Source organism: Pantoea sp. B65, assembly GCF_047308185.1.
Taxonomy (GTDB): domain Bacteria; phylum Pseudomonadota; class Gammaproteobacteria; order Enterobacterales; family Enterobacteriaceae; genus Erwinia.
Window position 1 is genome coordinate 36,956 of record NZ_JAHXPU010000043.1, and the last position, 24,645, is coordinate 61,600.

Consider the following 24,645-nt stretch of genomic DNA (forward strand, 5'->3'; position numbering starts at 1 on the left):
GCCCTGCGACAGCATGATGCTGTCGCAGGCTGGTTCTGCGCTTACCGCAGTGCGTACGATGCTGCCTGATTACCCGCCTGAATACCAAAGATAATAATATCGGCAACCGCATTCCCGCCGATACGGTTGTTGCCATGCAGGCCACCGACAACTTCACCGGCGGCAAATGCGCCGTTAATCACCTGGTTCTGGCTATCCAACACCGCGCTATCGGCATTAATCACCACGCCGCCCATGGTGTGATGCACACCCGGGGCAATACGAATCGCGTAGAATGGCCCCTGATTGACAGGATGACGCAGGGCGCTGCTACGACCAAAGTCGCTATCGCACTGTGCCTCAACAAAGCCACTGTAACGCGCCAGTGTCGCCTGCAATGTCTGCGGATCGATATTCAGCTCAGCAGCCAGTGCCTGTGGCGTATCGGCGCTGATCACAAAGCCACGCGCCAGATATTCATCCGCTGCCTTGTTTTTCAGTCGGACCTGCTCATCAAAGACAATATAAGCGTATTTTTCTGGCAGGTTAATAATCGCCGCCGAGACTTTGTCACGGGTTTCCATCTCATTAAAGAAACGCTGACCGTTCTGGTTCACCAGAATAGCACCGCCACCACGAATCGATTCGGAAATCAGATAGGATGTGGTCTGTTCTACCGTTGGATGGATCTGGATCTCGCCCATATCCACCGTTCCGGCGCCAATCTGTTCCAGCAGGGCGATACCGCTACCGGTGGCGCCTTTATGGTTGGTGGTGACAAAACCGGCCAGCTCCGGACGGTATTTTACCACCATCTCGCTGTTGGCACTGAAGCCACCACTGGCGACCACCACGCTTTTACTGACAATCGTCAGCTGTTCCTGGTCCTCATTAAGCACGCGGACACCGGTAACCACGCCCTGCTGATAAAGGATCTCGGTAACGGACGTATCCAGCATCACATCAATATTGCGTTTATTGAGGTTTTTCACCAGTCCGCTGATCAGGTAGCCACCCACCGCCGAGCCATCAGCCGGACGGTGAGTACGGTCAACACTCATACCACCGGTAATGGTGATATCGTTCAGCTCAATACCGCGATCCGCCAGCCACTCTACCGCCAGTGGCGCCTGCTCCACGAATCGATTCAGCAAGACGGTATTATTTTTGTAGTTACCGCCTTTCAGGGTTTCCTGATAGAACCACTCTTTGCTGTCGACAATGCCTTTCAGCTTCTGGAAACGGGTTTCCGCCGCGTTCATTCCGGCAGAGGCTTTAATGGTGTTACCACCAATGCCTGACATTTTCTCGATAACCAGCACCCGCGCGCCATCATCGCTGGCCTGAATCGCAGCCGCCAGACCGGCTCCACCGCTACCGATCACCACCACATCGTAGTTTTGTGACGCGGCCGGGTTACCGCCCTCTTCCAGAATCTGCGCTTTACAGGATTTCGCCAGCGCTTTTGCCACCGCTTTCTTCACCGATTCGCTCTGGGTCGTGGCGCCGCTGACCGCATCCACATGCGGACTGTTAGCATCAAGAATACGGCTACGGATAGTTTCGAAGCTGGTAACAAAGGCGACATCCAGACTGGCATCCGGCTGCAGCGTCACGTCGGTAATACGATCGGTCTCAAGGCTGACGTTGATCACCGGCTGGCTGTCATCATCGGTCTGCACTTTCTCCTGAAACACGCCGGCTTTGAATTTCTTCGACGACAGGCTCATATCGCGGATCATCGCGTCGACCAGCGAGAAGCGCCACAGTGGTTCCGGGATAGTCAGCTCTTCACGCTTAGTGCTGTCAATGAACAACTCAAGTGTTTGCTGGCTGGCAATACGATCGGTCCAGTCCGGATAGGCAATACATGCTTTACCGACGGCCACCAGATCATAGCCATGTTCCAGCGCCATATCGGTATCGGTTTTATTAACCACGCCGCCGACACCCATCACCGGCACGCGGGCCAGTTCAGCAGAGCGCATGGCAATATATTTTTCGATCAGCGGCGCCGGGTCCTGAGTATCGACAATCGATGGACGCAGGAAATATCCCATTGAGAAGTGCAGGTAATCCAGGCCGCGCTGCGCCAATTTTTCCAGCAGGTACATGGTATCGGCAAAACGGATACCCGGCTCTTCCAGCTCTTCCGGCGAGAAACGATAGCCGATAATAAAGGAAGGATCGGCGTACTGGCGGGCCATGCTGTGGGTGATATCCAGCACCGCCAGCGGGAAGCGGGTGCGGTTATCGCGACTGCCGCCCCAGTGGTCGGTACGCTGGTTGGAGTGTGGTGAGTAGAACTGCTGAATCAGGTAAGTATTGGCGCCGTGGATTTCCACACCGTCAAAACCGGCTTCAATGGCGCGACGAACCCCTTCGCCAAACTGGTAAATAGTGTAATCCACCTGTTCGCCAGTCAGCGCCAGCGGCTTAGCAGCCCCTTCGCGCGGCGCGGCGATGGCACTCGGCCCAACCGGAGAGTTCCCCCCAATCAGCTCCGGCTCCACCATCCTGCCGCCATGGTAAATCTGCAGAATAGCCTTAGATCCCTGACCTTTAATCGCCGCGGCGATTTGCGCCAGACCGGCAACTTTGTCGTCATGGTCAATACCAATTGCCCCAGGGAAAGCCAGACCTTTATCATCGATAAAACAGCATTCGACAATGACCGCGCCAATGCTGCCAGCACGTACCCGGTAGTACTCCACCAGCTCAGGGCTCACCATACCGTTATTGATACCGGTACAGGTAGTCATCGGGGCCATCAGCAGGCGATTTTTCAGCTCGACCCCATTTGGTAAAGTAAACGGCGTTAATATCCGATCGTTGATGCTCATAATAAGCGTCTCCATAATTTATAATGTTGCATATACTTTAAATTTGTTATCGGTTTATTATTTTATTAATTTTCATTCTTTACCGAAGTCATAAGATAAATATAATTGTTTTTTTAGATCTGCATGAATAACATTAGTTAATTAACTAATTACAATAAACTTGTCTTTATCTACTTATTGCAAATTTACATATAAAATCAAAGAGTAAAATTATCAGAGATAAATTCTAAGTTAAATTAGTCATGCGGGTAGTGGTTTATCAAGCCGGCAAGCAGCAGGTACGACCTCAGGCTAACCGCTTCGCTTTTCAAAAAAAGCTTTATCAATGTAGTTTGTTGATCAGGATCAACGGTATTTTATATAAAAGTCGCATTATATAAATATATAAACAGCCGTAATAACGTATCACTTTAGCTGACAAGAATAATTGTAAGGGGACGAGTGTAGCCACTGCCATTATTTAACTTTAAAAAGTTAAATAACTAAAAAAAGCAGACTATTCTCTTGCACAAAAAAGAATTATCAACTCTTAAAGACGATTGAACTATGACAAACGTTACTATGTCCACCCCGAAAGAGCCGGCAGGTGCTCCTGCCAGTGGGAAAATGAAAAAACTACTCTCTATGCTATCACCGGCAGTGATTGCCATTTTATTATTACTGGTGCCGGTACCTGACGGACTGGAGCCCTACGCATGGCATTTCTTCGCCATCTTCGTCGGTGTGATTGTTGGCCTGATCTTCGAACCGTTACCCGGTGCGGTGATTGGTCTGACCGGCGTGGTGGTTATCGCCTTGTGTTCACAGTGGCTGTTGTTTAGCCCGGCACAGCTGGCCGATCCTAAATTCAAACTCGCCGGCCAGTCGTTTAAATGGGCGGTGAGCGGATTTGGCAACTCGACGGTATGGCTGATCTTTGGCGCCTTTATGTTTGCTGCCGGCTACGATAAAACGCGTTTCGGTCGCCGTCTGGCGCTGATTCTGGTGAAATATCTCGGTCGCCGCAGTCTGACGCTGGGCTACGCCATCACCTTCGCCGATCTGTTGCTGGCGCCCTTTACGCCATCCAACACCGCGCGCAGTGGCGGTACCATTTATCCGATTATCGCCAACCTGCCGCCGCTGTATGGCTCCAAGCCTAACGACCCGAGCGCGCGTAAGATCGGCTCTTATCTGATGTGGGTGGCAATTACCGCAACCTGTATCAACAGCTCAATGTTCCTGTCGGCACTGGCGCCGAATCTGCTGGCGCTGGCGCTGGTAAAAAGCACCGTTGGCATCGATATTAGCTGGGGCAGCTGGTTTATCGCCTTCCTGCCGCTGGGCGCGCTGCTGCTGCTGACCATGCCGTTGCTGGCCTACTGGCTGTATCCGCCTGAAGTTAAAGTGAATGATGAAGTGCCACGCTGGGCGCAGCAGGAGCTGGAAAAACTCGGCAAACTGTCACGCAATGAAATTCTGCTGCTGGTGTTTGTCTGCTTTGCGCTGGTTATGTGGATCTTCGCCTCCAGCTGGATTGAACCGGCACTGGCTGCATTGCTGGTGGTTACCCTGATGCTGTGGACCGGCGTGCTGGAGTGGAATGACATCACCGGTAATAAACCGGCATGGAATACCTTTGTCTGGTTCGCCACCCTGGTAGCGCTGGCCGATGGTCTCTCCTCTACCGGTTTTATCAGCTGGCTGGGTAAAGAAGGCGGGGTGTTAATGAGCGGCATCGCGCCGGGCACCGCAACCATCGTCCTGTTACTGGCCTTTTACCTGTTGCACTATCTGTTCGCCAGCACCACCGCACATACCACTGCGTTGCTGCCTGCGGTGCTGACCATTGCGGCCACCATTCCGGGCATGAATATGATGGTGTTCTGTCTGCTGCTGGTGACCTCTCTCGGCGTAATGGGTATTATCACTCCTTATGGCACCGGCCCAAGCCCGATTTATTACGGCAGCGGCTATCTGCCGACCAAGGATTACTGGCGTCTGGGGACTATTTTTGGCGCCATCTTCCTGGCTGCACTGATTTTCATCGGCTATCCGTGGATGACAATGATGTTCTGATAGCGATGGGGCGGGCACGGTGTCCGCCCCTTCAGCAACGGCTGTATAAGAACCGGAAAGTCGCCATTCGCCTGATTTTGCATCGCACTACTGAAAATGATAATAACCATCGGATTCAGGCGAATGCCCACAGATTGCTGGAAAATTTAAATTATTGATTATTAAGTGAGAGAAAAATGTCGAATAAAGCTTTCCATTATCAGGCGCCTTTCCCGCTTGCTGCGGACGATACCGAGTATTCGCTGATCAGCAAAGATTATGTCTCAGTAGTAGAATTTGAAGGCCAGCAGATACTGAAAGTCGATCCTCAGGCCCTTACCCTGCTGGCGCAACACGCCTTCCACGATGCCTCGTTTATGCTACGCCCCGCCCATCAGAAACAAGTTGCCGCCATTCTGCATGACCCGGAAGCCAGCGAAAACGACAAATATGTCGCTCTGCAATTCCTGCGCAATTCAGAAATTGCCGCCAGAGGCATTCTGCCGACCTGTCAGGATACCGGCACCGCGATTATTATGGGTAAAAAAGGCCAGCGCGTCTGGACCGGTGGTGGCGATGAAGCCGCCCTGTCGCGCGGGGTGTATAACACCTATATTGAAGACAACCTGCGCTATTCGCAGAATGCCGCGCTGGATATGTATACCGAAGTGAACACCGGTACCAACCTGCCGGCGCAAATTGACCTCTACAGCGTCGATGGCGATGAGTACAAGTTTTTATGTATGGCCAAAGGCGGCGGTTCAGCGAATAAAACCTATCTGTATCAGGAAACCAAAGCGTTACTCAGCCCGGGTAAACTGAAAGATTACCTGGTGGATAAGATGCGTAGCCTCGGCACCGCGGCCTGCCCGCCTTACCATGTGGCCTTTGTTGTCGGCGGCACATCCGCAGATGCCACCCTCAAGACGGTAAAACTGGCGTCGACTCACTATTATGATGAGTTGCCTCATGAGGGCAATGAACATGGCCAGGCATTCCGCGATACCGCACTGGAGCAGGAACTGCTGGAAGCGGCGCAGAATCTGGGGCTGGGCGCGCAGTTTGGCGGTAAATACTTTGTTCACGACGTGCGCGTCATCCGTCTGCCACGCCACGGGGCATCCTGCCCGGTCGGTATGGGGGTTTCCTGTTCCGCCGACCGTAATATTAAAGCCAAAATTAACCGCGATGGTATCTGGCTGGAAAAAATGGAACATAATCCAGGCCAGTATATTCCACAAGCGTTACGCGAAGCCGGTGAAGGCGAAGCGGTAAATATCGATCTTAATCGTCCAATGGCCGAGATCCTGCAACAACTCTCTGCCTGGCCGGTCTCTACCCGCCTCTCTCTCAGCGGCACCATTGTGGTGGCGCGCGATATCGCCCACGCTAAGCTGAAAGAGTGTCTGGATCGCGGCGAAGAGCTGCCGCAATATGTTAAAGATCATCCAATCTATTATGCCGGACCAGCCAAAACGCCTGAAGGTTATGCTTCCGGTTCGCTTGGCCCGACGACCGCAGGACGCATGGACTCCTATGTTGATCTGCTGCAGTCACACGGCGCCAGCATGATCATGCTGGCCAAAGGCAACCGTAGCCAGCAAGTGACCGATGCCTGCCATAAGCATGGCGGCTTTTATCTCGGCAGTATCGGTGGCCCGGCGGCAGTACTGGCGCAGCAGAGTATCAAGAGTCTGGAGTGTATCGCCTATCCTGAACTGGGGATGGAAGCGATCTGGAAGATCACGGTGGAAAACTTCCCGGCCTTTATCCTGGTGGATGATAAAGGTAATGACTTCTTTCAGCAGATCACCTGCCGTAATCAGTGTGCTGGCTGCGCGAAATAAGCAGCGTAATATTCTGCAGTCTTAGCTGACTGCGTAGCGTGAACCACAGGGATGTGATTCACGCTGCCGCAGGATACTTAATGCATGGTTGAACGCTGGCTAAGCCAGTGGGCATGCAGTCTGAGCGCCGCCAGCCGTACCCCCTCAATATCGCGCACAAAGTCTTCGTGCGTCATATCATCGAGTTTCGGGAAATTCTCTTCCAGGCCATGCAGGGCAATCACCTCAAGCGAAGGCTTAAGTGACTCCGGCAGTTGTGACCAGTCATCAAGCGCCACACCGCGCATATAGCCAAAACACCACTGCTCCAGGATGGTGAATTCCTCATCATCAATGACATGGGTGCCAAACAGCGGTTCGAACTGATCGGGATAGCCATTCAGCCGCTCAGCAATATCGTTCATATGCTGGAAGCAGAGATCCATAAAACGCTTCAGTTCCTGTTCCGATTCCCAGACCGGCGCATTTTCCTCTCCGCCCCACAGCGCCATTAACCACTCACCGGGCATAACCGGATTCGGGCCTGAAAGAATGGCGGTCAGTAAACCATCCAGTTCAGAGGCATCAAGGATGGCGTGTTCATTGGTGTACTTCAGCAGTGTGCTATCCAGCCAGTCCAGCTCATCGAGTTCCAGTGGTCCTTGTTTCATACTCTTTCTCTCCCGGGAAATTATTGCTACTACTGGTCGTCGATAAGCATACCTTTATGTCTGCCGGAAACGGATCTTTATTATCGTCTAATGGAATGCGTATAACAGCGCGCAACTGTCGCTGAAGAATGCGATTTATCCCGACCAGAGGCATAAGAAATTATTTAAACCCGCTATTATCTGCCGGCAAATCAGCAGCCATCACTTCCCGCCATCAGCAGAAAAACCTGCCGCTTCAATGGTCACGGCGCGAAAGCCGTCAGCGCTAAACCTCAATATTGTATTAACCGCCAGCCCGTTCACAAGGTATTGAAAAGTCAGCACCTCTCTCCTATTTTTTCAGTAATTACTTGCTGCGCTGATCACTGCTTGCCGGTGTGGGAAAAGTGTTATGAAAATTGCGCAAATTGCACCACTGAATGAGGCCGTTCCCCCGGTAATGTATGGCGGCACCGAACGTATTGTCGCTGTCCTCGCCGATACCCTGGTGAGAAAAGGACATGATGTTACGTTGTTCGCCTCCGGCGATAGCCATACCCTGGCCCGGCTGCATGTCTGCCGCGATCGGGCGCTACGTCTCGATCCAACGTTGCTGAAATCCGCGCTGGCCGCGCACTTTGTGATGTTTGACGAACTGCAACAGCGCGCCGGCGAATTCGATGTGCTGCATTTCCATACCGATATCCTGCATTTTCCGTTCTTTGAACGGATAGCGGCGAAGACACTGACGACACTGCATGGCCGGCTGGATATCAGCGATCTGCCCGCCGCATTCCGCCGCTGGTGGCAATATCCTCTGGTATCCATATCTGATGCTCAGCGCGAGCCATTACCCGGCGCCAACTGGGCGGGCACCGTCTGGCATGGTCTCGACCCCGCGCACTATACCTTTACCGCCACACCGCGCGCGGGCTATCTGGCTTTTCTTGGCCGGATATCGCCGGAAAAGCGTCCGGACCGGGCGATTGCCATTGCCCGTCAGGCAGGCATCCCGCTGCAGATGGCCGCCAAGGTTGACGATGTGGATAAACATTACTTCCGTCAGGTGATCAAGCCTCTGCTGACCGGTGGCGGCGTGGAGTTTATTGGTGAAATCAGCGATCGGCAGAAAGCGGATTTCCTTGGTCAGGCGTGTGCGTTGCTGTTTCCCATCGACTGGCCCGAACCCTTCGGTCTGGTGATGATCGAAGCCATGGCCTGCGGCACACCGGTGATCGCCTGGCGCCGTGGCTCGGTGGCTGAAATCATCGAACCGGGTATTACCGGCAGTATTGTGGAAAACGAGGCCCAGGCGGTCGCTGCCTGCCGCGAAGCTGCGGCACTTGACCGTTACCGGGTGAGGGCCAGATTCGAACGACGTTTCTCTGCCTCCGCGATGGCCGAAGACTATCTGCAACTGTATCGCCGTTTACTGCCACCCGCCGCCAACACCGAGGCGTTGGATCTACAGGCCTGATTAAAAAAGCAAAACAAGCATTAACTATCAATTAGTTAATCAAAAAACAAAAAATCCACTGGCCTTTATGCCTTCTCCCGCGCCTTGCTGGCGAAAATTCCCGCTTGCTTTTTTATATCGTAAGACATATAAAATACATATCTTACGATACAGTCGTAAGATACTTTCACTAAGGAGATAACGATGTTTAATCGCATGTTTAAAGAGCACCGGGGTGGCCATCGTCACCCGCAATCGCCATCAGATGACCGTCAGCCCGGCGGTTTTGACCACGGCGATAATCAGCAACAAATGGTTGAAATGATGTTCGCCGAATGGCACCAGGCGATGCGCGCCAGGCATGGCCACCGCCACCATGCCGATCAACGCGGTGATCGTCATGATGGCCATCGCGGACATCGCCGCGATGGTGATGATTTCGGTCATCGCGACCGCCCGTCATTTCTGCGCGGCCGTAAATTTGGCGCGGATGAGCTGCAATTATTGCTGCTTAACCTGCTAAAAGAGCAGGCCAGCTATGGCTATGAACTGATAAAAATTTTAACCGATAAGAGCGGCGGCTTTTATACGCCGAGCCCCGGGGTCATCTATCCGGCACTGACCTGGATGGAGGATGTCGGCTATGTGACGGTTCAGCAGGAGGGCAACCGGAAACGTTACGCCATTAATCAGCAGGGCGAAAGCTATCTTGCCGAAAATCAGTCGCTTGCAGACGCACTGTTCGCCAAGTTAGCCTTATTCTCCCGCCAGAGCGATTCGGTGAATCAGGCAATGCGCGAGCAGCGCCATGAATTTGAGCCTGAGCTGATGGCGGCGCTGCATACTCTGCGTAATCAGTTGCATCAGTATCATCATAGCAGTGAGGATATCCAACGTCAGGTTGCCGCTATTTTGCAACAGACGCTGGCGCAGCTACAGGCAGTGAAACCCTGACTGGCCATGATGTTCCTTTACTGCCGGACCTCCGCAACCGGAGGTAACAAGGTTGCGGAGCCAAATCAGCCGGCGCGGCGCCGGGATGGTATTTCCCGGTGGCAGAAGTGCAGTTAACCCTGCCCGAGGAAAGAAATAATCTCTTTACCGGCACGCCGCCCGGCTTCCATTGCGGTGACGACCAAATCAGCGCCATGCACCGCGTCTCCGCCGGCAAATACGCGCTGATTTGAGGTCCGGGTGGAAAATGTCCCGCTTTGTTCAGTGATAATTAAACCTTTATTGTCACAATCAATGCCGCTGGCTGCCAGCCACGGCATGGCGTGTGCGGTAAAACCGAAAGCCATAATCAGCAGATCGGCCGGCAAAACAAATTCACTATCAGGAATAGTCACCGGACGCCGACGGCCATCCGCGCCGGGCAATCCCATTTCCGTTCGCACTAAGCGGACCCCCGTGACCATACCGGTTTCATCCAGTTCAATCCCTTCAGGCTGAACATTAAACAGCATATTCACCCCTTCTTCCCTGGCATTGACCACTTCTTTTTTTGAACCCGGCATACTGGCCTCATCGCGACGGTAGGCACAGGTTACGCTGGATGCATGACGGCGGATGGCAGTGCGCACACAGTCCATTGCCGAATCCCCTCCCCCCAGCACTACCACGTTTTTGCCCTCAATCGGCTGCCAGGGCCAGCCGGCATCCTCCGCAAGCCCCATTTCACGTCGGGTATTGGCAATCAGGAAAGGGAGCGCCTGAACCACACCGGCGGCATTTTCATTCGCCAGACCGGCACCAACCAGCCCATAGGAGCCGACGCCGAGAAAAATGGCATCATGGCTGGTAAGTAATTCATTTAAGGTCACATCCTTGCCCAGCTCACAATTAAGGTGGAAGCGGATACCCATCTGGCTGAATATTTCCCGCCGCTGCGCAATTCTGCCTTTATTTAATTTAAACGAGGGGATGCCGAATGTCAGTAATCCGCCAATTTCAGGGTGCCTGTCGTAGACATCAACCTGAAAACCCTGACGCGTAAGGATATCGGCACAACCCAGCCCCGCCGGGCCGGCGCCAATAATAGCCACGCGCTCAGATCGGGGAACCACCTGACTCAGATCGGGTCGCCAGCCTTGCTGTAACGCCTGCTGGGTGATGTAGCGTTCCAGGCTGCCGATGGCGACCGCCCCGGATTGCGATTTCAGCGTGCAGGAACCTTCGCATAACCGGTCCTGCGGACAAACCAGGCCACAAATTTCCGGTAAACTGCTGGTTTGATGGCTAAGTTCCACCGCTTTATGCAGCTCATTTTGCTTTACCAACTGAATCAGTTCCGGGATCGCATTATGCAGCGGGCAGGCGAGGTTACAACTGGCATACGATGCACAGTGCAGGCAACGCGCACTTTCGTAATCAGCCAGCGGTTTATCAATTGGCTGATAAATTTCATTAAAATTCTCTTTTCGCTCGCTGGCGAGAATTTTAAACGCCTCTTTGCGCGGCGGGCTATTCTCCATCCGCTGGCGTAGCGTCAGGCGTGACGCTGTTGGTCCCGGCGTGATACTGGCCCGCTGACGTCTTTTACGCAGCTGCTCAAGACCACTGTCATCCATAAGATGCAGCGCCTGGGAAGGACAGTGTGCAACACAGCTGGGGAGCTGTTCCGGGGTGTTTACGCAAAGATCGCATTTTTGCGCATAACTTCGTTGCGCGGCTTCGGTTAATGTTATGACGCCAAACGGACAGGCGATAATGCAGCTTTTGCAGCCGATGCATTTTTTTTCGTCAAGCTGAACGCTGTTATTATCACGATACAGCGCATTAACCGGGCAACTGGCGATGCAGGGCGCATTTTGACAATGATGACAAGTCTGCGGATGAAAATCTTCCCGGCCCCTGCTCAGCCAAATTCTGGGGTGGTAATCGGCCTTACTTTTTGGCCAGCTTTGGTTGTTATGAGCCACAGCACATGATATTTCACAAACATGACATCCGATACATTCCTTCACATTCGCAACAATAAATTTACTCATGATTAACCCGCAGCCAATTTTATGAAGTTTATACATTACCGGTTAAATTCTGCAGGAAAACAGGAAATAGCACAAATCTACAGCGCAATTTTTGGAATAATAACTTATGAAAAATAACTATCTCTCAATAGTTATTTTCAATCGTTTAGCGGAAGGGTTTACTGGAAATAGCCTACCAGGCTTTAGATGAATTAATTCAGGTTATTTATGCAATACCAAAAGAAATAAAAACCGACCGGTCAGATAATAAATATCTTACCCAGTTTGCGGGCAAGATTAATCCGTCGGAGGTTGCGGCGCAATTTTAAAAAAGCGACTTCCCTGGCGCGTCACCATCAACGCTGCCGGAAGCCGCAATTAATCGCTCTGCTATTCGTCGAAGAACCAGTAACCCTGATTAATCAGGCCGGTTAGCTCAGCGACAAAAGCCGTACTGTGCAACGCCTTACCCAGCTCTTTTTTGCCGAACACGGTGTAACGGCACAGTACATCAGCCGCTGCAGGATCGACCGTTTCCAGTTTTTCACTGTTGATAAAGAAGCTATCGCCGACGTTCAGCACCCGCAGCCCGCCAAGGCGCGTCAGCAGTTGGCCATTCATCAGCGCGTCGACAACCTCCGACTGCTCGTAAGGCGGCTCTGCAGAAGCAATATCCAGCTCGTGGCGCGGGGTTGTCACAAAGCTGCCGAACCACTGCTTAAAATCTTGCGGCTGTTTGATCATGTCGATCATCATCGTGCGCAGGCGCTCAAGCTCATAATCTTCCACCCGTCCCGGATGTTCCCGGCAGGTTAAATCCGGATCGCTGTAGTGCGCGCTGCCGAGATCGTTTTCCAGCGCATAGTCAGCAAAGCTACTGATTAAATCTCTGCCGTTTGGCCCGCGGAAGCCAACGGAGTAATTAAGCGCCGTCTGATGGGTAAAGCCGTCATGCGGGAAACCCGGCGGAATATAGAGAATGTCGCCCGGCTCAAGATCTTCATCAATGATCGGCGTAAAAGGATCAACATGCAGCAGCGCCGGATGCGGGCAGAACTGCCTCATCGGCAGGTTATCACCCACACGCCAGCGGCGGCTGCCCATCCCCTGAATAATAAATACATCGTACTGATCGATATGGGGCCCGACACCGCCGCCCGGAACCGAAAAGGAGATCATCAGGTCGTCTAAACGCCAGTCCGGCAGTACGCGAAACGGACGCACCAGTTCAGCAGAGGGAGCATGCCAGTGGTTAACCGCCTGGGCCAATAGCGACCAGCCCGTTTCACCGAGATTATCAAATTGCTCAAACGGCCCGTTGCTGGCCTGCCACTGGCCATTTGTATGGCTGACGAGACGGCTATCTACTTCCGGTTCCATCGCCAGACCCGCCAGTTCGTCCGGCGTAATCGGATCAACGAAGTTCGGGAAGGCATTTTTCAATACAACAGGTTGTTTTTGCCAGTATTTTTCTAAAAATTCGGGCCAGTTCAGATTGAGTTGATAAGCCATACTTTCACACCAGTGAGAAGACAAACGGCCCTGATTATAAAGAAGCTGATAGCAGGGCCGCCTTGTCATTAGTCAAGGCTGAGTGTTCCATCCGGTAAAAATATCCTGCGGATTGCTCCGTTATCTTTCCCCCGCGCTGACATTACCGACCGTCCTCGTCAGACAGCGATGACTTTGCTTCTGCGCACCGCCGCGGCCTGCCTGATTGCAGAATAAATAGCAGGAAATAGATTTTTTATTCGCGTTGAGGCGGTAACCGCAAGGCCGTTATTACCGGATAAAGCATCAGCCATGGCGCAGCAATAAATACACGGTTTAGATTATAATATTCACCATCAGTATAAATAACAGACCGCAAATTGATAACAGCGTGGACATTAAGGTCCAGGATAATAATGTTTCTTTGGTTGTCAGGCCAAAAAAGTCTTTTATCATCCAGAAGCTGGCATCATTTACATGCGAGCAAATGCATGAACCGGCACCGGTCGCTAAGGTGATCAATGCCAGATTCGTACCCGGGTGAATGGAAAGTAAAGGGATCACCAGGCCGGCAGTGGAGATTGCGGCGACAGTTGCCGAGCCGAGACAAATGCGCAAAAACGCGGCCACACTCCACGCCATCAGGATCGGATTAATATCCATTCCGGAAACCAGCGATGAAATATAAGTCCCCACTCCGGAGTCAATCAGCACCTGTTTAAACGCACCGCCGCCGCCAATGATCAGTAACAGGCCGGCAATACCGGCAATTGCCTGGCTACAGGAGTCCATTAATACTGCAATGGTTTTCCCGCGGCCGACCCCCATGGTGTAGATGGCGAATAGCAGCGACACCAGCATAGCGATAGTGGAATTACCAAAGAACTGAATCACCAGGTACAGCGAACCCGCATCGCCGGCATCCTTTGGGCGAAGCATGGCAATAATGGTCACCAGCGCCATTAGGATCACCGGCAACATCGCGGTTAAAAAGCTGATAGCAAAACCTGGCATTTCCTGTTCGGAAAAACTTTTGCTCGCGCCGAGAGAGGCAATATTGCCCTCTTTTTTAAAGGCATCCGGGATCAGGCGTTTGCAGACTTTATTCAGCAGCGGGCCGCAGAGAATAAAGGTGGGAATACCAACCAGAATGCCGTAAATCAACACGCCCCCGACATCGGCGCCATACTCGCGGGCAATTACCGTTGGGCCAGGATGCGGCGGCAGAAAACCGTGAGCAACCAGTAGTCCTGCCAGCATCGGTACGCACATATGCATCGGGGAAATTTTCGCTTCTCTGGCGATGGCGAATAAAATCGGCACCAGAAGGATCAGTCCCACCTCAAAAAACAGGGCAATACCGACAATAAACGCCGAACTGACCACCGCCCAGTCCAGCTTTTTCGCACCAAAGTATTTCAACATGGTCAGGGCAATCCGCTGCGCGCCGCCGGCATCAGACAATAGCCGCCCCAGCATTACGCCAAAACCAAATATCAGTCCAATATGGCCCAGCGTACCCCCCAGCCCGGATTCAACTGAAGTGACAACTTTATTCAGTCCCATACCGCTGGCAATAGCGACACCAATTGAGACAATAATCAGTGATACAAATGTGTTCAGTTTTATTTTTATGGTTAACAGCAGGAGTACAGCAATACCTGCCACAACAATTAATAGTGGCATAACGACCTCGCATTAATAAGGTAAGAATATTATTTTATAAACTTCAGGATTTATTAATATATTCCCTTAACGCTTCGCTTATTTTATTTACATCATATATACACCCTTTCCATGTTCCCCCGCTTATCGCCTGTAGCACTGCCCAGAGACGAGTATCATCCGGTAACGCAGGATCCGGCATTAAATCAGGATGGCTGTTCCTGGCATTCAGAATAGCCGTCGCTTCCTCTGGTGAGGGCAGGGTTTTATCATTGACCGTTCCGAGGAAATTGACATCACCCTGAAGTTGCTTACAGTCAATTTTTATTTCGACAATATCACCGGTGCGTAATTTCCCGATGGCGCCCCCAGCCAGCGCTTCCGGCCCGACATGTCCAATACAGGCTCCGGTTGAGACGCCAGAGAATCGGGCATCAGTAATCAGCGATACCTGCTTACCATAAGAAAGATGTTTTAGTGCGCTGGTTACCTGATAGGTTTCCTCCATCCCGGTACCGGAAGGGCCGGCGCCGATAATCACCAGGATATCGCCGGCTTTAATTTTCTCGTGCTTGATATCATAGATAGCGGTTTTTTCGGACAGATAAACCTTAACCGGGGCTTTATGGTAATAGATGCCCTGTTCATTAATCATATCGGGATCTATCGCGGTAGATTTGATAACCGATCCTTCCGGCCCGATATTCCCCACCGGGAACGTGATGGTTGAGGTCAGCCCGCGTTGCTGCGCCTGGGCGGGTGACATAATGACCTCATCCGGCGCCACCTGTTCCTGCTGCAGAAGTAATGCTTTGAATTTTTGCCGTCTTTCTGACTGCTCCCACCAGTCCAGATTTTCTTTCAGGCTACTTCCGGTTACGGTCATCACATCCTGATGCAAAAGCCCCAACTGGCGCAGATGCAACATCACTTCCGGTACGCCGCCCGCCATAAAAGCCCTGACGGTCGGATGATAAACCGGACCATTAGGCAGCACGCTGACCAGGCGCGGCACCTGTTTATTGATGCGGATCCAGTCGTCAACCGTCGGTATTTTACAACCCGCCTGATGCGCAATCGCCGGAATGTGCAGCAGCAGATTGGTTGAACCGCCAAATGCAGCGTGGACCATCATGGCATTTTCAATCGCCTTATCGGTGAGAATATCTTTGGTGGTGATCCCTTGCCGGTTAAGTAAGATCGCTGCCCGTGCCGATGCTCTGGCGATTTCAATCCAGACCGGTTCACCCGACGGCGCCAGCGCAGAATGCGGCAGCGCCAGCCCAAGTCCCTCGGCAACGACCTGCGATGTGCCCGCGGTGCCGAGGAACTGGCATCCGCCTCCGGAAGAAGCACAGGCCTGACATCCCAGACGTCGGGCACTTTGCAGCGATAACTCGCCATTAGCAAACCGCGCGCCAATCGTCTGGACCTTACCGTTATCTTCACCACTGCTGGCAGGCAGTGTCGCCCCGCCCGGGATAAGCACCGTGGCTTTATCATGCTGTGATGCCAGCGCCATCAGGGTGGCCGGCAATCCCTTATCACAGGTCGCCACGCCAATAACCGCCTTCGCGCCCGGCAGGGAGCGGATCAAACGACGCATCACCATTGAGGCATCATTACGATAAGGAAGAGAATCAAACATCCCGGTAGTGCCCTGGGTACGGCCATCACAGGGATCGGAAACATAAACCGCATACGGCAAGGCATGCTGTGCCTTGATGACTTCGGCGGCCGCTTTTAGCTGAATATCAAGCTCATAATGGCCCTGATGCAGTGCCAGAGCGACGGGTTTACCCTGCGGCCCGCGGATACCGCCCAGGGTACTGATTAACAGAATCTCGTCCCGGTCCAGCTCCTGCGGCGTCCAGCCCATACCGGCATTCATGGTCATGCCGAAAATATCACCACTGGGGCGGTTAATCAGCATCTCCGCAGTAAGGGGTAAATCACCTTTCGGGCCAGCAGCCTGTGTCCTTACCTGAAATATTTCCTCGTGGTGATCAGCAAAAATATCGCGAACAGACATAGTATCCCCTTAGAATTTTAAAATTCCCTGAGCTGACAACAACTCGCGGACTTTCTCTTTTGCCGCTGCAGAAGCGTCAAGAATCGGAGGCAGACAATAGGTGTTTACCGGCAGGCCAATACAGGTCATCGCATATTTGATCAATGATACAAAGGGCGTTTCCAGAGAATAGATGGCCGGAAGTTGCAGGAGTTTTTTATTCAGCATCGCCGCCGTGGCGAGGTCATCTGCCAGAAACGCATTGTAGATAGCCACCGATAACTCCGGCGCAAAGTTAGTGCTGGCGGTTATCGCACCATCGCCTCCCAGCAGCAGAGTATTCAGCAAGTGATCATCGTAACCACAAAATACTGAGAAATCCGGACGAACGGCTTTGACGGTATTAATCATAGTGCGCAGGTGACCGACACTATCAATAGTGTCTTTGATGCCCACAATGTTCTCATTCTGTAAAACCAGACGTTTAACCACTTCAGGAGACAAATCCTGGCCGGTAAGATCCGGAAAATTGTAGATAATCACCGGCAGATGAACGCTGCCGGCAATCCGCTGGAAATAGTCATCAAGGTTCCGGCTGCCTACTTTCCAGTAGTAAGGATTAATCGCAACCACGGCATCCGCACCCGCTGCTTCGGCCTGTTTCGCCAGTTGTACCGCGGTGTCAGTGGAAGGCGAACCGACGCCGATTAATACCGGAACGCGATGGTTTACTGCCGCAACCGCGGCTTCGGTTAATGCCATACGCTGCCGGGTAGTCATCTGACTGAATTCTCCCCCGGTTCCCAGATAAAATAATCCGCTGACCCCTTTGCCGATCAGAAAATCAGCAACCGACTGTAACGCGGTGTTATCAATATTGCCGCTGGCATCAAAGGTGCTGGATACCGGAGGGATAATCCCTTTAAATTTTCTATTCATCTTATTTTCCTTTGTTTAAGCAATTATGCTGATCTCTATACCCCAACCCCTGTGAGATCTGTTCTGCACACTGGCTGAGTAATTCAAGATAACCATCAATTTTTTTCCCTGAAAAAATAACCGGATCACCGGACAGTGAAATAGCATAGTTAACTCTGTTATACAGGTTGAAAACCGGCATACTCAGACATACCGCGCCATAGGTTGACTCTTCATTGTCTATTGCCCATCCGCGCAGACGAGTTTTTTGTAACTCATCCCGGAACCCTTTTTTATCGGTGAAGGTATTGCTGGTGTGTTTAGTTAAAATCAACGCATCCAAAAAGTAGTCCATCTCTTCTTTCGGTTTCCATGCCAGTAACGCTTTCCCAAGCGCCGTAATATGTAATTCCAGTTTTTTACCAATCCAGCTTTTCCGGGTAGGCGCAGACTCAGGGCTTTCGACCTTATCCAGATAAATGGCAGAATAGTTTTCCATCGCCCCTAAATGACAGACCAGACCGCTTTTCAGAGAAAGCTCCTGCATGGGGCGCTTTGTCACTTCAAAAATATTTTTTCGGTGCAGGGCCTGACAACCAAGCTCATAGTTTTTTATTCCAAGAGAATACTGATTGCGCTCATTTTTAAATAAAAAGCCGCACTCCACCATGGCATTCAATAAATTAAGCAGGCTACTTTTGGGATACTGAAATTCCTTCAGTAATTCCATAAAACTTACGCCGCCAATATAAGCAATATGCGTCAGTATTTTTTCAGCTCTGATTAATGAAGTGCAGCCTTTACCTCCCATAACGCCCCCCGATTCTTATTGTCATAAAGTCTATCCTGCCAAAATGGCGAATAATATATCTGGTTCAGCATGCTGAACCGGGATCGGATAGCAGAATGTGAGCTACCACCTGTTTTTCATCATCAGCGCTGCACGCATGTTTGATTATCGCCGGCGGACTGGTTGCCGGAGGAAAGAACCAGCGGGGATCCGCTTATTGTGATAGCCCGGTGTGATGACCGGCGCTTGCCTTGCCGGAATTGCTCCACCAGTGGAATATTCAATTCTTATTTTGGCTATTTATCCCATAAAAAATCTGAATATACTTTAATCATTCGCCAACAGAGCGGCATAGATCATCCTGCAAAGTGCTGTCGCACCGGCGCGCTAACACCCTGTATTTGTCGAAATATTAAAGGAAAAACATTATGAGCTTTGAAAAATTCACCGCTGAAAATTCCGCGATGCTGCTGATTGACCACCAGGTTGGCACTATGGGCTGGGCAAAATCGATGCCGTTTGCAGAACTGAAACGCAACGCGCTGATGCTGGCCAAATCTGCAGCCATTCTGCATATGCCCGTCGTGCTCACTTCCAGCATGGAAGAGTATGCTCAGGGGCCGTTGCTTGATGAGCTGAAAACCATTCTTCCGCACGAGTTTGCCACGCGCATTAAACGTCTCGGGATTGTCAACGCGATGGATGATGAGAACTTTGCTGCCGCCGTGAAAGCCACCGGCAGAAAAAAACTGATTATTGCCGGGGTGACCAATGACGTTTGTACGGTTTACCCGGCGCTGTCGCTTGCCGCCGATGGCTTTGATATCCAGGTGGTGGCCGATGCCGGCGCCTCTCCGACCAGAATGGCCGATGATATTGCCCTGCGTCGTATGGATAAGAACGGCATCACCCTGACCACCACCAACCAGCTGATTGCTGAGCTGGCGGGCAGCTGGGCTACGCCACAGGGTGAAAAGCTGGTTCAGGTGCTGATGGAGTCTTTCCAGTAAGCACTTTTTGCAGATGTTATGTCACTACGTGCCTCAGTGGTTATTCCCGCTGGGCACTGTTATGTGCCGGATGCCAGGTGACTGTAGCTGCATCGATGATCACAACAGTCACTACTTACCTTTTGCACCCAACACTTTCCGTCAGCGGATATAACTGCGTATCACATCGGCAATGCTTTTGTTTGCTTCACGATCGTCGCGATGTTCCACGTCATCGGCAATCTTCTCCAGGTACTTATTCAACTTGCCGCTGGTGGGCACGTTGCCGTAGGCGATCAGCATCTGCACAATATTTCGCAGGGCAAGAACCTCAAGGGAGAGGCGTTCAATAACGGGATCTTTGTCAGGCATCTGATGCTCCGGGGCAGGCGATTAATGGCATTTCCGATAGATTATCCCCGCCCGACAGAAAGCAATCTGTGGAATAGAACGGCTTTTCGTTGCAATTTTAAGCTACCCATAATCGAATCGCCTTAACCGACTGAATTTTCTATCTGCTGCTGCAGACCCGCGCTCCCTGCAAAAATTTTTTCTACTGCTAATATTCTTTACGCCAAAGACATCGATCTCAGCCAGACAGCGCCCGATTTCCCACTAAACGGCAAAATTCCCCGCCGGAACAGATGTTTAAACCCGCGGTCTCGATTGCGCCATTGGCAATCGGGCATAATATCAATGACAATCGGTTGTTCAACTGGCGTCCATGCTGCCGTCAGGGCAAATTTTGTGTTCAACCCGCCAATCTCACCTTCAGCGCCCGGCGAGATCCTCGCGGTCATTATAGCGACCGGGCTGACCGGGAGCAGATGGATGATTGATGTGATTACGCCATCTATTGATAAAGGGAAAAAGTGGAGATGTGATTGCAGTGAACAGAGAGAGCATTTACCAGGCGGTGATAACCAGCGCCAGTGGTCTGTCACTCGGTGCCATCTGGCAACATATTCAGGTCGAGTGCCGGAATACCCCCGCTAGTCTGGCTCTGAGAAAAGAGATTTTTTTTGGCCTGTTGCAACGATTGCTGAATACCGGGATGGCCCGGCTGGCCCGTGACGGCACTTATCTGACGGGCACAGTTGAACAACAGCTGCAGCTGTTGACGCACTGCTGGCCGCAACCCGGCTCGGATGATGAACTGGACGATCTTGATGAAACCGGCGTTTGGTTTCTGGCAAACGCGCCCGCCGGGTTGGTATGGGTCACCCCGGATGGGCAGGAAATCTGGACCTGATAAATAAAAGGCTGGCCAATGAATAATCGCCGGATATTACCGCTTACCGGGCTACGGTTGAGCGGCTGTAGCCTGCTGCCACAGCAGCAGTTTTTTACCCCGCCCCCGGCGGACGCTGAAGTCGCCGTACTGCGGATTATCGGCAGTACGGAGAGTAATGCCCGGTACCAGAGGGATGGCGGCGGGCAAAGGAGGGTGCGATATGACTCAGCAGAGTAAGCAGGATACGCGCTTGTTGCTGGCTGCGCTGGGTAAGCGGGCCAGCGGGGACGTACGCTCCTGGGCCAGCTTTGTCGCACACACCGAGTATCTGTGGCAGGACAGTGCGCTGGTGACGGATGCCGACGCCTGGCAAAGCTTGTGGTTTGAGATGGAAATCATCAATGGCCTGGCGCTGGCGGAGTGGGAAGAGCTGGGGTGGCCGGCTGACGGGTTGCAAAGCTGGGCTGACGACTATCAACAGGATGCCAGTGAACTGGTGGCGGAGCTGCTGACACTGCTCCGATAAGCCCCATAAACACCAGACACATTGCCCGGCTTAAAGAAATCAGATCAACGCTGCTGCGCCCGGTCAGTGTACACCTAAATGATTCCGCTTCAGCCACCGGCAACATAGTGCTCACCGCCGCAATTAATTGATCTCTTGCCGGGTGACGGCTGTTTAACAGCGTTGCCAGCGGCTTCAGCATCAGCTTCAGATCGCGCTGGCGACAGTGTTTCGGCAGGCACGCCGCCAGCGCCGTGCTCCGGCGCCGGGAAAAAGCGTGACGCAGATCGCACTATTAGTTAAGACGCTAATAGTAACCAGGGTTATTATCACTTCATCGAAGGCACACAGCCTTCCGCCAAAAACCTGAAAGGATTTTAACCATGAAAATTATCAAAACGCTGTCTGTTGCCGCTGTTACCGCCCTGTCACTGATGTCATTCGCCAGCTTTGCCCAGAGCATCTCCGTCAACTCTTCCACCCTTGAAGGTGCCGAAGCGAAAGTGGCCGCACAGGCTCAGCAGCAGGGTGCGCAGTACAAAATTGTAGAAGCCAACACCAACAACCGTGTACATATGACCGCCGAAATCTATAAATAACGGATGGTTGCAAAAGGAAGTGCCAGAAGAGGCCGCCCACCGGGCGGCCTCTTTTGTGCTGGCGCGACCACCAAATTAAATATCGCTGCCCTGTGACCGGTTCGCAGTTACCACTTCATTCTGCCGGAAAAACAGACAAATAAAGAACGTCAGTGTATCTGGTAACCCGGCCGGTTAAGCGTTGCGAAGGCAAAACCATCCCATTAAATATATAATTTACAGTAAGTCGTAAGTTTTGATTTCATATAATACGCAACATAATCATTGAAATTATGTAGAATGCTTTTTATATAATATTATTTTCAACCCATTTTATCCTGACTGAATTAACCTGTAGTTTGTTAATAACTGCAATATCCGTTTTAATCGGCGCGTGGAGGTTCAGGTTCACGCCAGACAGGAAAGAGTTCAGGAAAGCCTTCAATACGCAAAGGAAAACCAGCGTCACGATAACCCCATCGCCTGATTAGGGTCCGCGTACTAAATTTTGTACATTCGGCGTAACAGGGAAATTTCTCATCATCAAGTATACCATTAAATTCACTGAATAAGTCCCTTACCACTTTTCCACCACGGTAGCTCCGCTGTACCGCAAGCAGAGATATATAGTAATGAGGAGGGGTTTGCGGATGGTAGTGGTTGAGTCCATTGATAAGCGCAGCTGCAGTCGCATAGTTTGATCCGCACACTAAGCGCAGCTGGTCATCCATTATAGCAAGTTTTTCATCGCTCATATTCATTGCTTCAGGCCGGAAATAAACCAGGGCGCCAGCGTCATTTTCGGCGAGGAGTGTCCCGCCATATTCGCTGGCGAGATTGACGTAAATACGAAAAAAACGATGCAAGACATCAATGCGATCTTTCCGATCAGCAAAGACAATCTTGTGCACCGGATCGTTAAAAAACTCTTCAGCCAAAAGGTCACATACCTTATCCAGGTCCGAATCCATAGCATGCCTACATCTCATTTTTAAATCCTTTTAAATTCACAATAAAAGAAATGTATAAATAATTTAATATTTACTTACTCATTACTATAAACCCTATATCAGAATATTTTCCTGAAAATTATCCGATAACTCTATCCATATCATCAATATCAATTTTCATGCAGGAAAAACATGGTGTAAAAAAACGTAATACATTAATCACCCGCCATTTTATAAAGACAGCGAATTCTACCATACTGAGATTACCTTTAAATTTTTTGCTGATAAACCCATAAAAAATATCACTACAGTTGAATAACCCAGGGCCACTCACACTTGTTTCTCAGCTGAAGGGGAAAGTGGATTTTTATCAATACCATTATCATTCTGGTAGAGAAAGAGAAGCATTTCATGGATATATATAAACATCCTCTGAATTTCATTTTTATACATATTGATATTATCATCAACATCATCTATTGAAAGATTATTCATATACAACGACAGCACAGCCAGGTTGTTATTATGGTCATGCAGAACAAAAGTATAGCCGCTGTTAATATTATAAGGTCGCATTGGTTCAAAGACTTTTTTAACTTTCCACCTGGAATTAATCATAAGATCTTCGTCCCAGGCAAAAGGAGAAGTTCGGTTTAATGCTTTGATAATCACCGGATCGATATTTTGATATTTATTACAAAGATAATTATTAACCAGATTATCTGATAAATCACTAATAATGATCATTTTATCGGTATTTCTTTTATTCATCACCCCATAAACATAGTTCATCCGACCATATTTCCTCAAGTGTCTTTCCAGATTTCCTTTTATATGATTATTTTTTTCATCATCTGAAAAAAATTTTGCCCTCATAGACTCTCCCCTCCTATCACGATGGAAAATAACCGACAATCGCCAGAATTCAGCCCCGGAAATAAAAGTGTTATTAATGATAAACAAAAAAAATGAAATCTCCACGCATCAACCAGCGTGAGAACTTATATAAAACCATAAAAATCCAGTCGATGCTGAATTATGGCATAGTTATTACCAGCTGTAACGCATCAATGTTACCCTTATAGCTGAAATGTGATTCACTTTGGCTATTCAACAAGCTGAAACTGATTAACACTTCGGTTTTCGATATGATTTTATATTTTTATAATTGCCGAAGTAGATAATAATATAACTATAAATAATTTTTATGAGATTAATTTTCATAATAAGGTAATAATTCACTATGGTGTTGCTAAGCAAATCCGCGGGCTACCGCCAGACTTCAGATCGCGCTGGCGACAGTATTGCAGCAGGTATGCCAACAACAGCATACTCCGGCGCTGTATCATTTCCTCGTCGGGATCACCGTGATAGCCACCAGCGGAAAATCACCATCGTAAACCCGGGCGGTCCGTTGTGGATCAGCAAAGCCTGCAACCCGTTCATGGACTCTGGCGGGGGATTAAAATATGACCAATCTACTATTCAAAACTGAATGGCGCTATTTTTCGCGAAACTTACAACACCACCCAATGATGCGCACCGGAGGGTATCGCTTTCAATAGAAGGTAATCGACGTCGCCGGAGCAGAGATTCAGTATTGATCGGGGTTTTGTCGACTTGAACTGACACCCTACAGGATTCGAACCTGCGATCTACGGCTTATAATTTCCTCTCTTTACCTTTTAATACAATAACTTATATCGTCATACCGCGTTCACTCGTCCCATGATGCGAAATCATGCAAAGGCCTG

Annotated in this window: 19 protein-coding genes; 8 read left to right on the forward strand and 11 right to left on the reverse strand. The window is 50.7% G+C overall.

Going from position 1 to position 24,645, the window contains the following annotated elements; genetic code table 11:
- Positions 1 to 41: 41 nt before the first annotated feature.
- The gene (locus JWF83_RS22340; RefSeq protein ID WP_413652710.1) at positions 42 to 2,822 is read right to left on the reverse strand and encodes a flavocytochrome c; all 2,781 of its coding nucleotides are present in this window, start codon (positions 2,820 to 2,822) and stop codon (positions 42 to 44) included.
- Between the two features lie 561 nt (positions 2,823 to 3,383).
- On the opposite strand from JWF83_RS22340, the gene JWF83_RS22345 reads away from it, so the two are divergent.
- Positions 3,384 to 4,880, forward strand: coding sequence for an anion permease (locus JWF83_RS22345; RefSeq protein WP_413652758.1), 1,497 nt, complete (start codon positions 3,384 to 3,386; stop codon positions 4,878 to 4,880).
- A gap of 176 nt (positions 4,881 to 5,056) precedes the next feature.
- On the forward strand, positions 5,057 to 6,706 hold the full coding sequence (fumA, locus tag JWF83_RS22350) for a class I fumarate hydratase FumA (RefSeq protein WP_413652711.1): 1,650 nt from the start codon (positions 5,057 to 5,059) through the stop codon (positions 6,704 to 6,706).
- A gap of 77 nt (positions 6,707 to 6,783) precedes the next feature.
- Here fumA and JWF83_RS22355 read toward each other — a convergent pair whose 3' ends face one another.
- Entirely contained in the window at positions 6,784 to 7,356 is a 573-nt protein-coding gene (locus JWF83_RS22355) for a YecA family protein (protein WP_413652712.1), read from the reverse strand.
- Positions 7,357 to 7,747: 391 nt separating this feature from the next.
- On the opposite strand from JWF83_RS22355, the gene JWF83_RS22360 reads away from it, so the two are divergent.
- On the forward strand, positions 7,748 to 8,812 hold the full coding sequence (locus JWF83_RS22360) for a glycosyltransferase family 4 protein (protein ID WP_413652713.1): 1,065 nt from the start codon (positions 7,748 to 7,750) through the stop codon (positions 8,810 to 8,812).
- Between the two features lie 183 nt (positions 8,813 to 8,995).
- Positions 8,996 to 9,745: a PadR family transcriptional regulator gene (locus JWF83_RS22365; protein ID WP_413652714.1), complete on the forward strand. Its 750-nt coding sequence runs from the start codon at positions 8,996 to 8,998 to the stop codon at positions 9,743 to 9,745.
- 113 nt (positions 9,746 to 9,858) lie between these two features.
- On the opposite strand, the gene JWF83_RS22370 is transcribed toward JWF83_RS22365, so the two are convergent.
- From JWF83_RS22370 to JWF83_RS22395, 6 genes are all read right to left on the reverse strand, one after another.
- A complete protein-coding gene (locus JWF83_RS22370) occupies positions 9,859 to 11,781 on the reverse strand; it encodes an FAD-dependent oxidoreductase (protein WP_413652715.1) in 1,923 nt (640 codons plus the stop codon).
- Between the two features lie 369 nt (positions 11,782 to 12,150).
- Positions 12,151 to 13,272, reverse strand: a complete 1,122-nt coding sequence (locus tag JWF83_RS22375) for a JmjC domain-containing protein (RefSeq protein ID WP_413652716.1) — start codon at positions 13,270 to 13,272, stop codon at positions 12,151 to 12,153.
- 315 nt (positions 13,273 to 13,587) lie between these two features.
- Complete coding sequence (locus JWF83_RS22380) at positions 13,588 to 14,937, reverse strand: gluconate:H+ symporter (RefSeq protein WP_413652717.1); 1,350 nt, start codon at positions 14,935 to 14,937, stop codon at positions 13,588 to 13,590.
- A 43-nt stretch (positions 14,938 to 14,980) separates the two neighbouring features.
- Complete coding sequence (locus JWF83_RS22385; RefSeq protein WP_413652718.1) at positions 14,981 to 16,948, reverse strand: YjhG/YagF family D-xylonate dehydratase; 1,968 nt, start codon at positions 16,946 to 16,948, stop codon at positions 14,981 to 14,983.
- A gap of 9 nt (positions 16,949 to 16,957) precedes the next feature.
- Positions 16,958 to 17,866, reverse strand: a complete 909-nt coding sequence (locus JWF83_RS22390; protein WP_413652719.1) for a dihydrodipicolinate synthase family protein — start codon at positions 17,864 to 17,866, stop codon at positions 16,958 to 16,960.
- Between the two features lies 1 nt (position 17,867).
- Positions 17,868 to 18,656, reverse strand: a complete 789-nt coding sequence (locus tag JWF83_RS22395; protein ID WP_413652720.1) for an IclR family transcriptional regulator — start codon at positions 18,654 to 18,656, stop codon at positions 17,868 to 17,870.
- Positions 18,657 to 19,063: 407 nt separating this feature from the next.
- Between JWF83_RS22395 and JWF83_RS22400 the strand changes: the two genes are divergently transcribed.
- Positions 19,064 to 19,645: an isochorismatase family protein gene (locus tag JWF83_RS22400; RefSeq protein WP_413652721.1), complete on the forward strand. Its 582-nt coding sequence runs from the start codon at positions 19,064 to 19,066 to the stop codon at positions 19,643 to 19,645.
- Positions 19,646 to 19,786: 141 nt separating this feature from the next.
- On the opposite strand, the gene JWF83_RS22405 is transcribed toward JWF83_RS22400, so the two are convergent.
- Positions 19,787 to 19,996 (reverse strand): hypothetical protein, encoded by a 210-nt coding sequence (locus JWF83_RS22405; protein WP_413652722.1) that lies wholly within the window; start codon positions 19,994 to 19,996, stop codon positions 19,787 to 19,789.
- Positions 19,997 to 20,513: 517 nt separating this feature from the next.
- On the opposite strand from JWF83_RS22405, the gene JWF83_RS22410 reads away from it, so the two are divergent.
- The 3 genes from JWF83_RS22410 (at position 20,514) to JWF83_RS22420 (ending at position 21,962) form a co-directional block, all read left to right on the forward strand.
- On the forward strand, positions 20,514 to 20,876 hold the full coding sequence (locus JWF83_RS22410) for a DUF596 domain-containing protein (protein WP_413652723.1): 363 nt from the start codon (positions 20,514 to 20,516) through the stop codon (positions 20,874 to 20,876).
- Between the two features lie 202 nt (positions 20,877 to 21,078).
- Entirely contained in the window at positions 21,079 to 21,384 is a 306-nt protein-coding gene (locus JWF83_RS22415; RefSeq protein WP_413652724.1) for a hypothetical protein, read from the forward strand.
- Between the two features lie 362 nt (positions 21,385 to 21,746).
- A complete protein-coding gene (locus JWF83_RS22420) occupies positions 21,747 to 21,962 on the forward strand; it encodes a YdgH/BhsA/McbA-like domain containing protein (RefSeq protein WP_413649810.1) in 216 nt (71 codons plus the stop codon).
- A 362-nt stretch (positions 21,963 to 22,324) separates the two neighbouring features.
- Here the strand turns inward: JWF83_RS22420 and JWF83_RS22425 are convergent, their stop codons facing one another.
- Both JWF83_RS22425 and JWF83_RS22430 read right to left on the reverse strand, forming a co-directional pair.
- Positions 22,325 to 22,912 carry a hypothetical protein gene (locus JWF83_RS22425; protein WP_413652725.1) on the reverse strand — a complete coding sequence of 196 codons (588 nt, stop codon included), beginning with the start codon at positions 22,910 to 22,912 and terminating at the stop codon, positions 22,325 to 22,327.
- 309 nt (positions 22,913 to 23,221) lie between these two features.
- Positions 23,222 to 23,872 carry an autoinducer binding domain-containing protein gene (locus tag JWF83_RS22430; RefSeq protein WP_413652726.1) on the reverse strand — a complete coding sequence of 217 codons (651 nt, stop codon included), beginning with the start codon at positions 23,870 to 23,872 and terminating at the stop codon, positions 23,222 to 23,224.
- Positions 23,873 to 24,645: the final 773 nt, after the last annotated feature.

What these genes read in the sequence shown, in the direction of transcription:
- JWF83_RS22340 (WP_413652710.1), bottom strand. Translation starts at nt 2,822, where the DNA reads ATGAGCATCAACGATCGGATATTAACGCCGTTTACTTTACCAAATGGG.
- JWF83_RS22345 (WP_413652758.1), top strand. Translation starts at nt 3,384, where the DNA reads ATGTCCACCCCGAAAGAGCCGGCAGGTGCTCCTGCCAGTGGGAAAATG.
- fumA (WP_413652711.1), top strand. Translation starts at nt 5,057, where the DNA reads ATGTCGAATAAAGCTTTCCATTATCAGGCGCCTTTCCCGCTTGCTGCG.
- JWF83_RS22355 (WP_413652712.1), bottom strand. Translation starts at nt 7,356, where the DNA reads ATGAAACAAGGACCACTGGAACTCGATGAGCTGGACTGGCTGGATAGC.
- JWF83_RS22360 (WP_413652713.1), top strand. Translation starts at nt 7,748, where the DNA reads ATGAAAATTGCGCAAATTGCACCACTGAATGAGGCCGTTCCCCCGGTA.
- JWF83_RS22365 (WP_413652714.1), top strand. Translation starts at nt 8,996, where the DNA reads ATGTTTAATCGCATGTTTAAAGAGCACCGGGGTGGCCATCGTCACCCG.
- JWF83_RS22370 (WP_413652715.1), bottom strand. Translation starts at nt 11,781, where the DNA reads ATGAGTAAATTTATTGTTGCGAATGTGAAGGAATGTATCGGATGTCAT.
- JWF83_RS22375 (WP_413652716.1), bottom strand. Translation starts at nt 13,272, where the DNA reads ATGGCTTATCAACTCAATCTGAACTGGCCCGAATTTTTAGAAAAATAC.
- JWF83_RS22380 (WP_413652717.1), bottom strand. Translation starts at nt 14,937, where the DNA reads ATGCCACTATTAATTGTTGTGGCAGGTATTGCTGTACTCCTGCTGTTA.
- JWF83_RS22385 (WP_413652718.1), bottom strand. Translation starts at nt 16,948, where the DNA reads ATGTCTGTTCGCGATATTTTTGCTGATCACCACGAGGAAATATTTCAG.
- JWF83_RS22390 (WP_413652719.1), bottom strand. Translation starts at nt 17,866, where the DNA reads ATGAATAGAAAATTTAAAGGGATTATCCCTCCGGTATCCAGCACCTTT.
- JWF83_RS22395 (WP_413652720.1), bottom strand. Translation starts at nt 18,656, where the DNA reads ATGGGAGGTAAAGGCTGCACTTCATTAATCAGAGCTGAAAAAATACTG.
- JWF83_RS22400 (WP_413652721.1), top strand. Translation starts at nt 19,064, where the DNA reads ATGAGCTTTGAAAAATTCACCGCTGAAAATTCCGCGATGCTGCTGATT.
- JWF83_RS22405 (WP_413652722.1), bottom strand. Translation starts at nt 19,996, where the DNA reads ATGCCTGACAAAGATCCCGTTATTGAACGCCTCTCCCTTGAGGTTCTT.
- JWF83_RS22415 (WP_413652724.1), top strand. Translation starts at nt 21,079, where the DNA reads ATGACTCAGCAGAGTAAGCAGGATACGCGCTTGTTGCTGGCTGCGCTG.
- JWF83_RS22420 (WP_413649810.1), top strand. Translation starts at nt 21,747, where the DNA reads ATGAAAATTATCAAAACGCTGTCTGTTGCCGCTGTTACCGCCCTGTCA.
- JWF83_RS22425 (WP_413652725.1), bottom strand. Translation starts at nt 22,912, where the DNA reads ATGGATTCGGACCTGGATAAGGTATGTGACCTTTTGGCTGAAGAGTTT.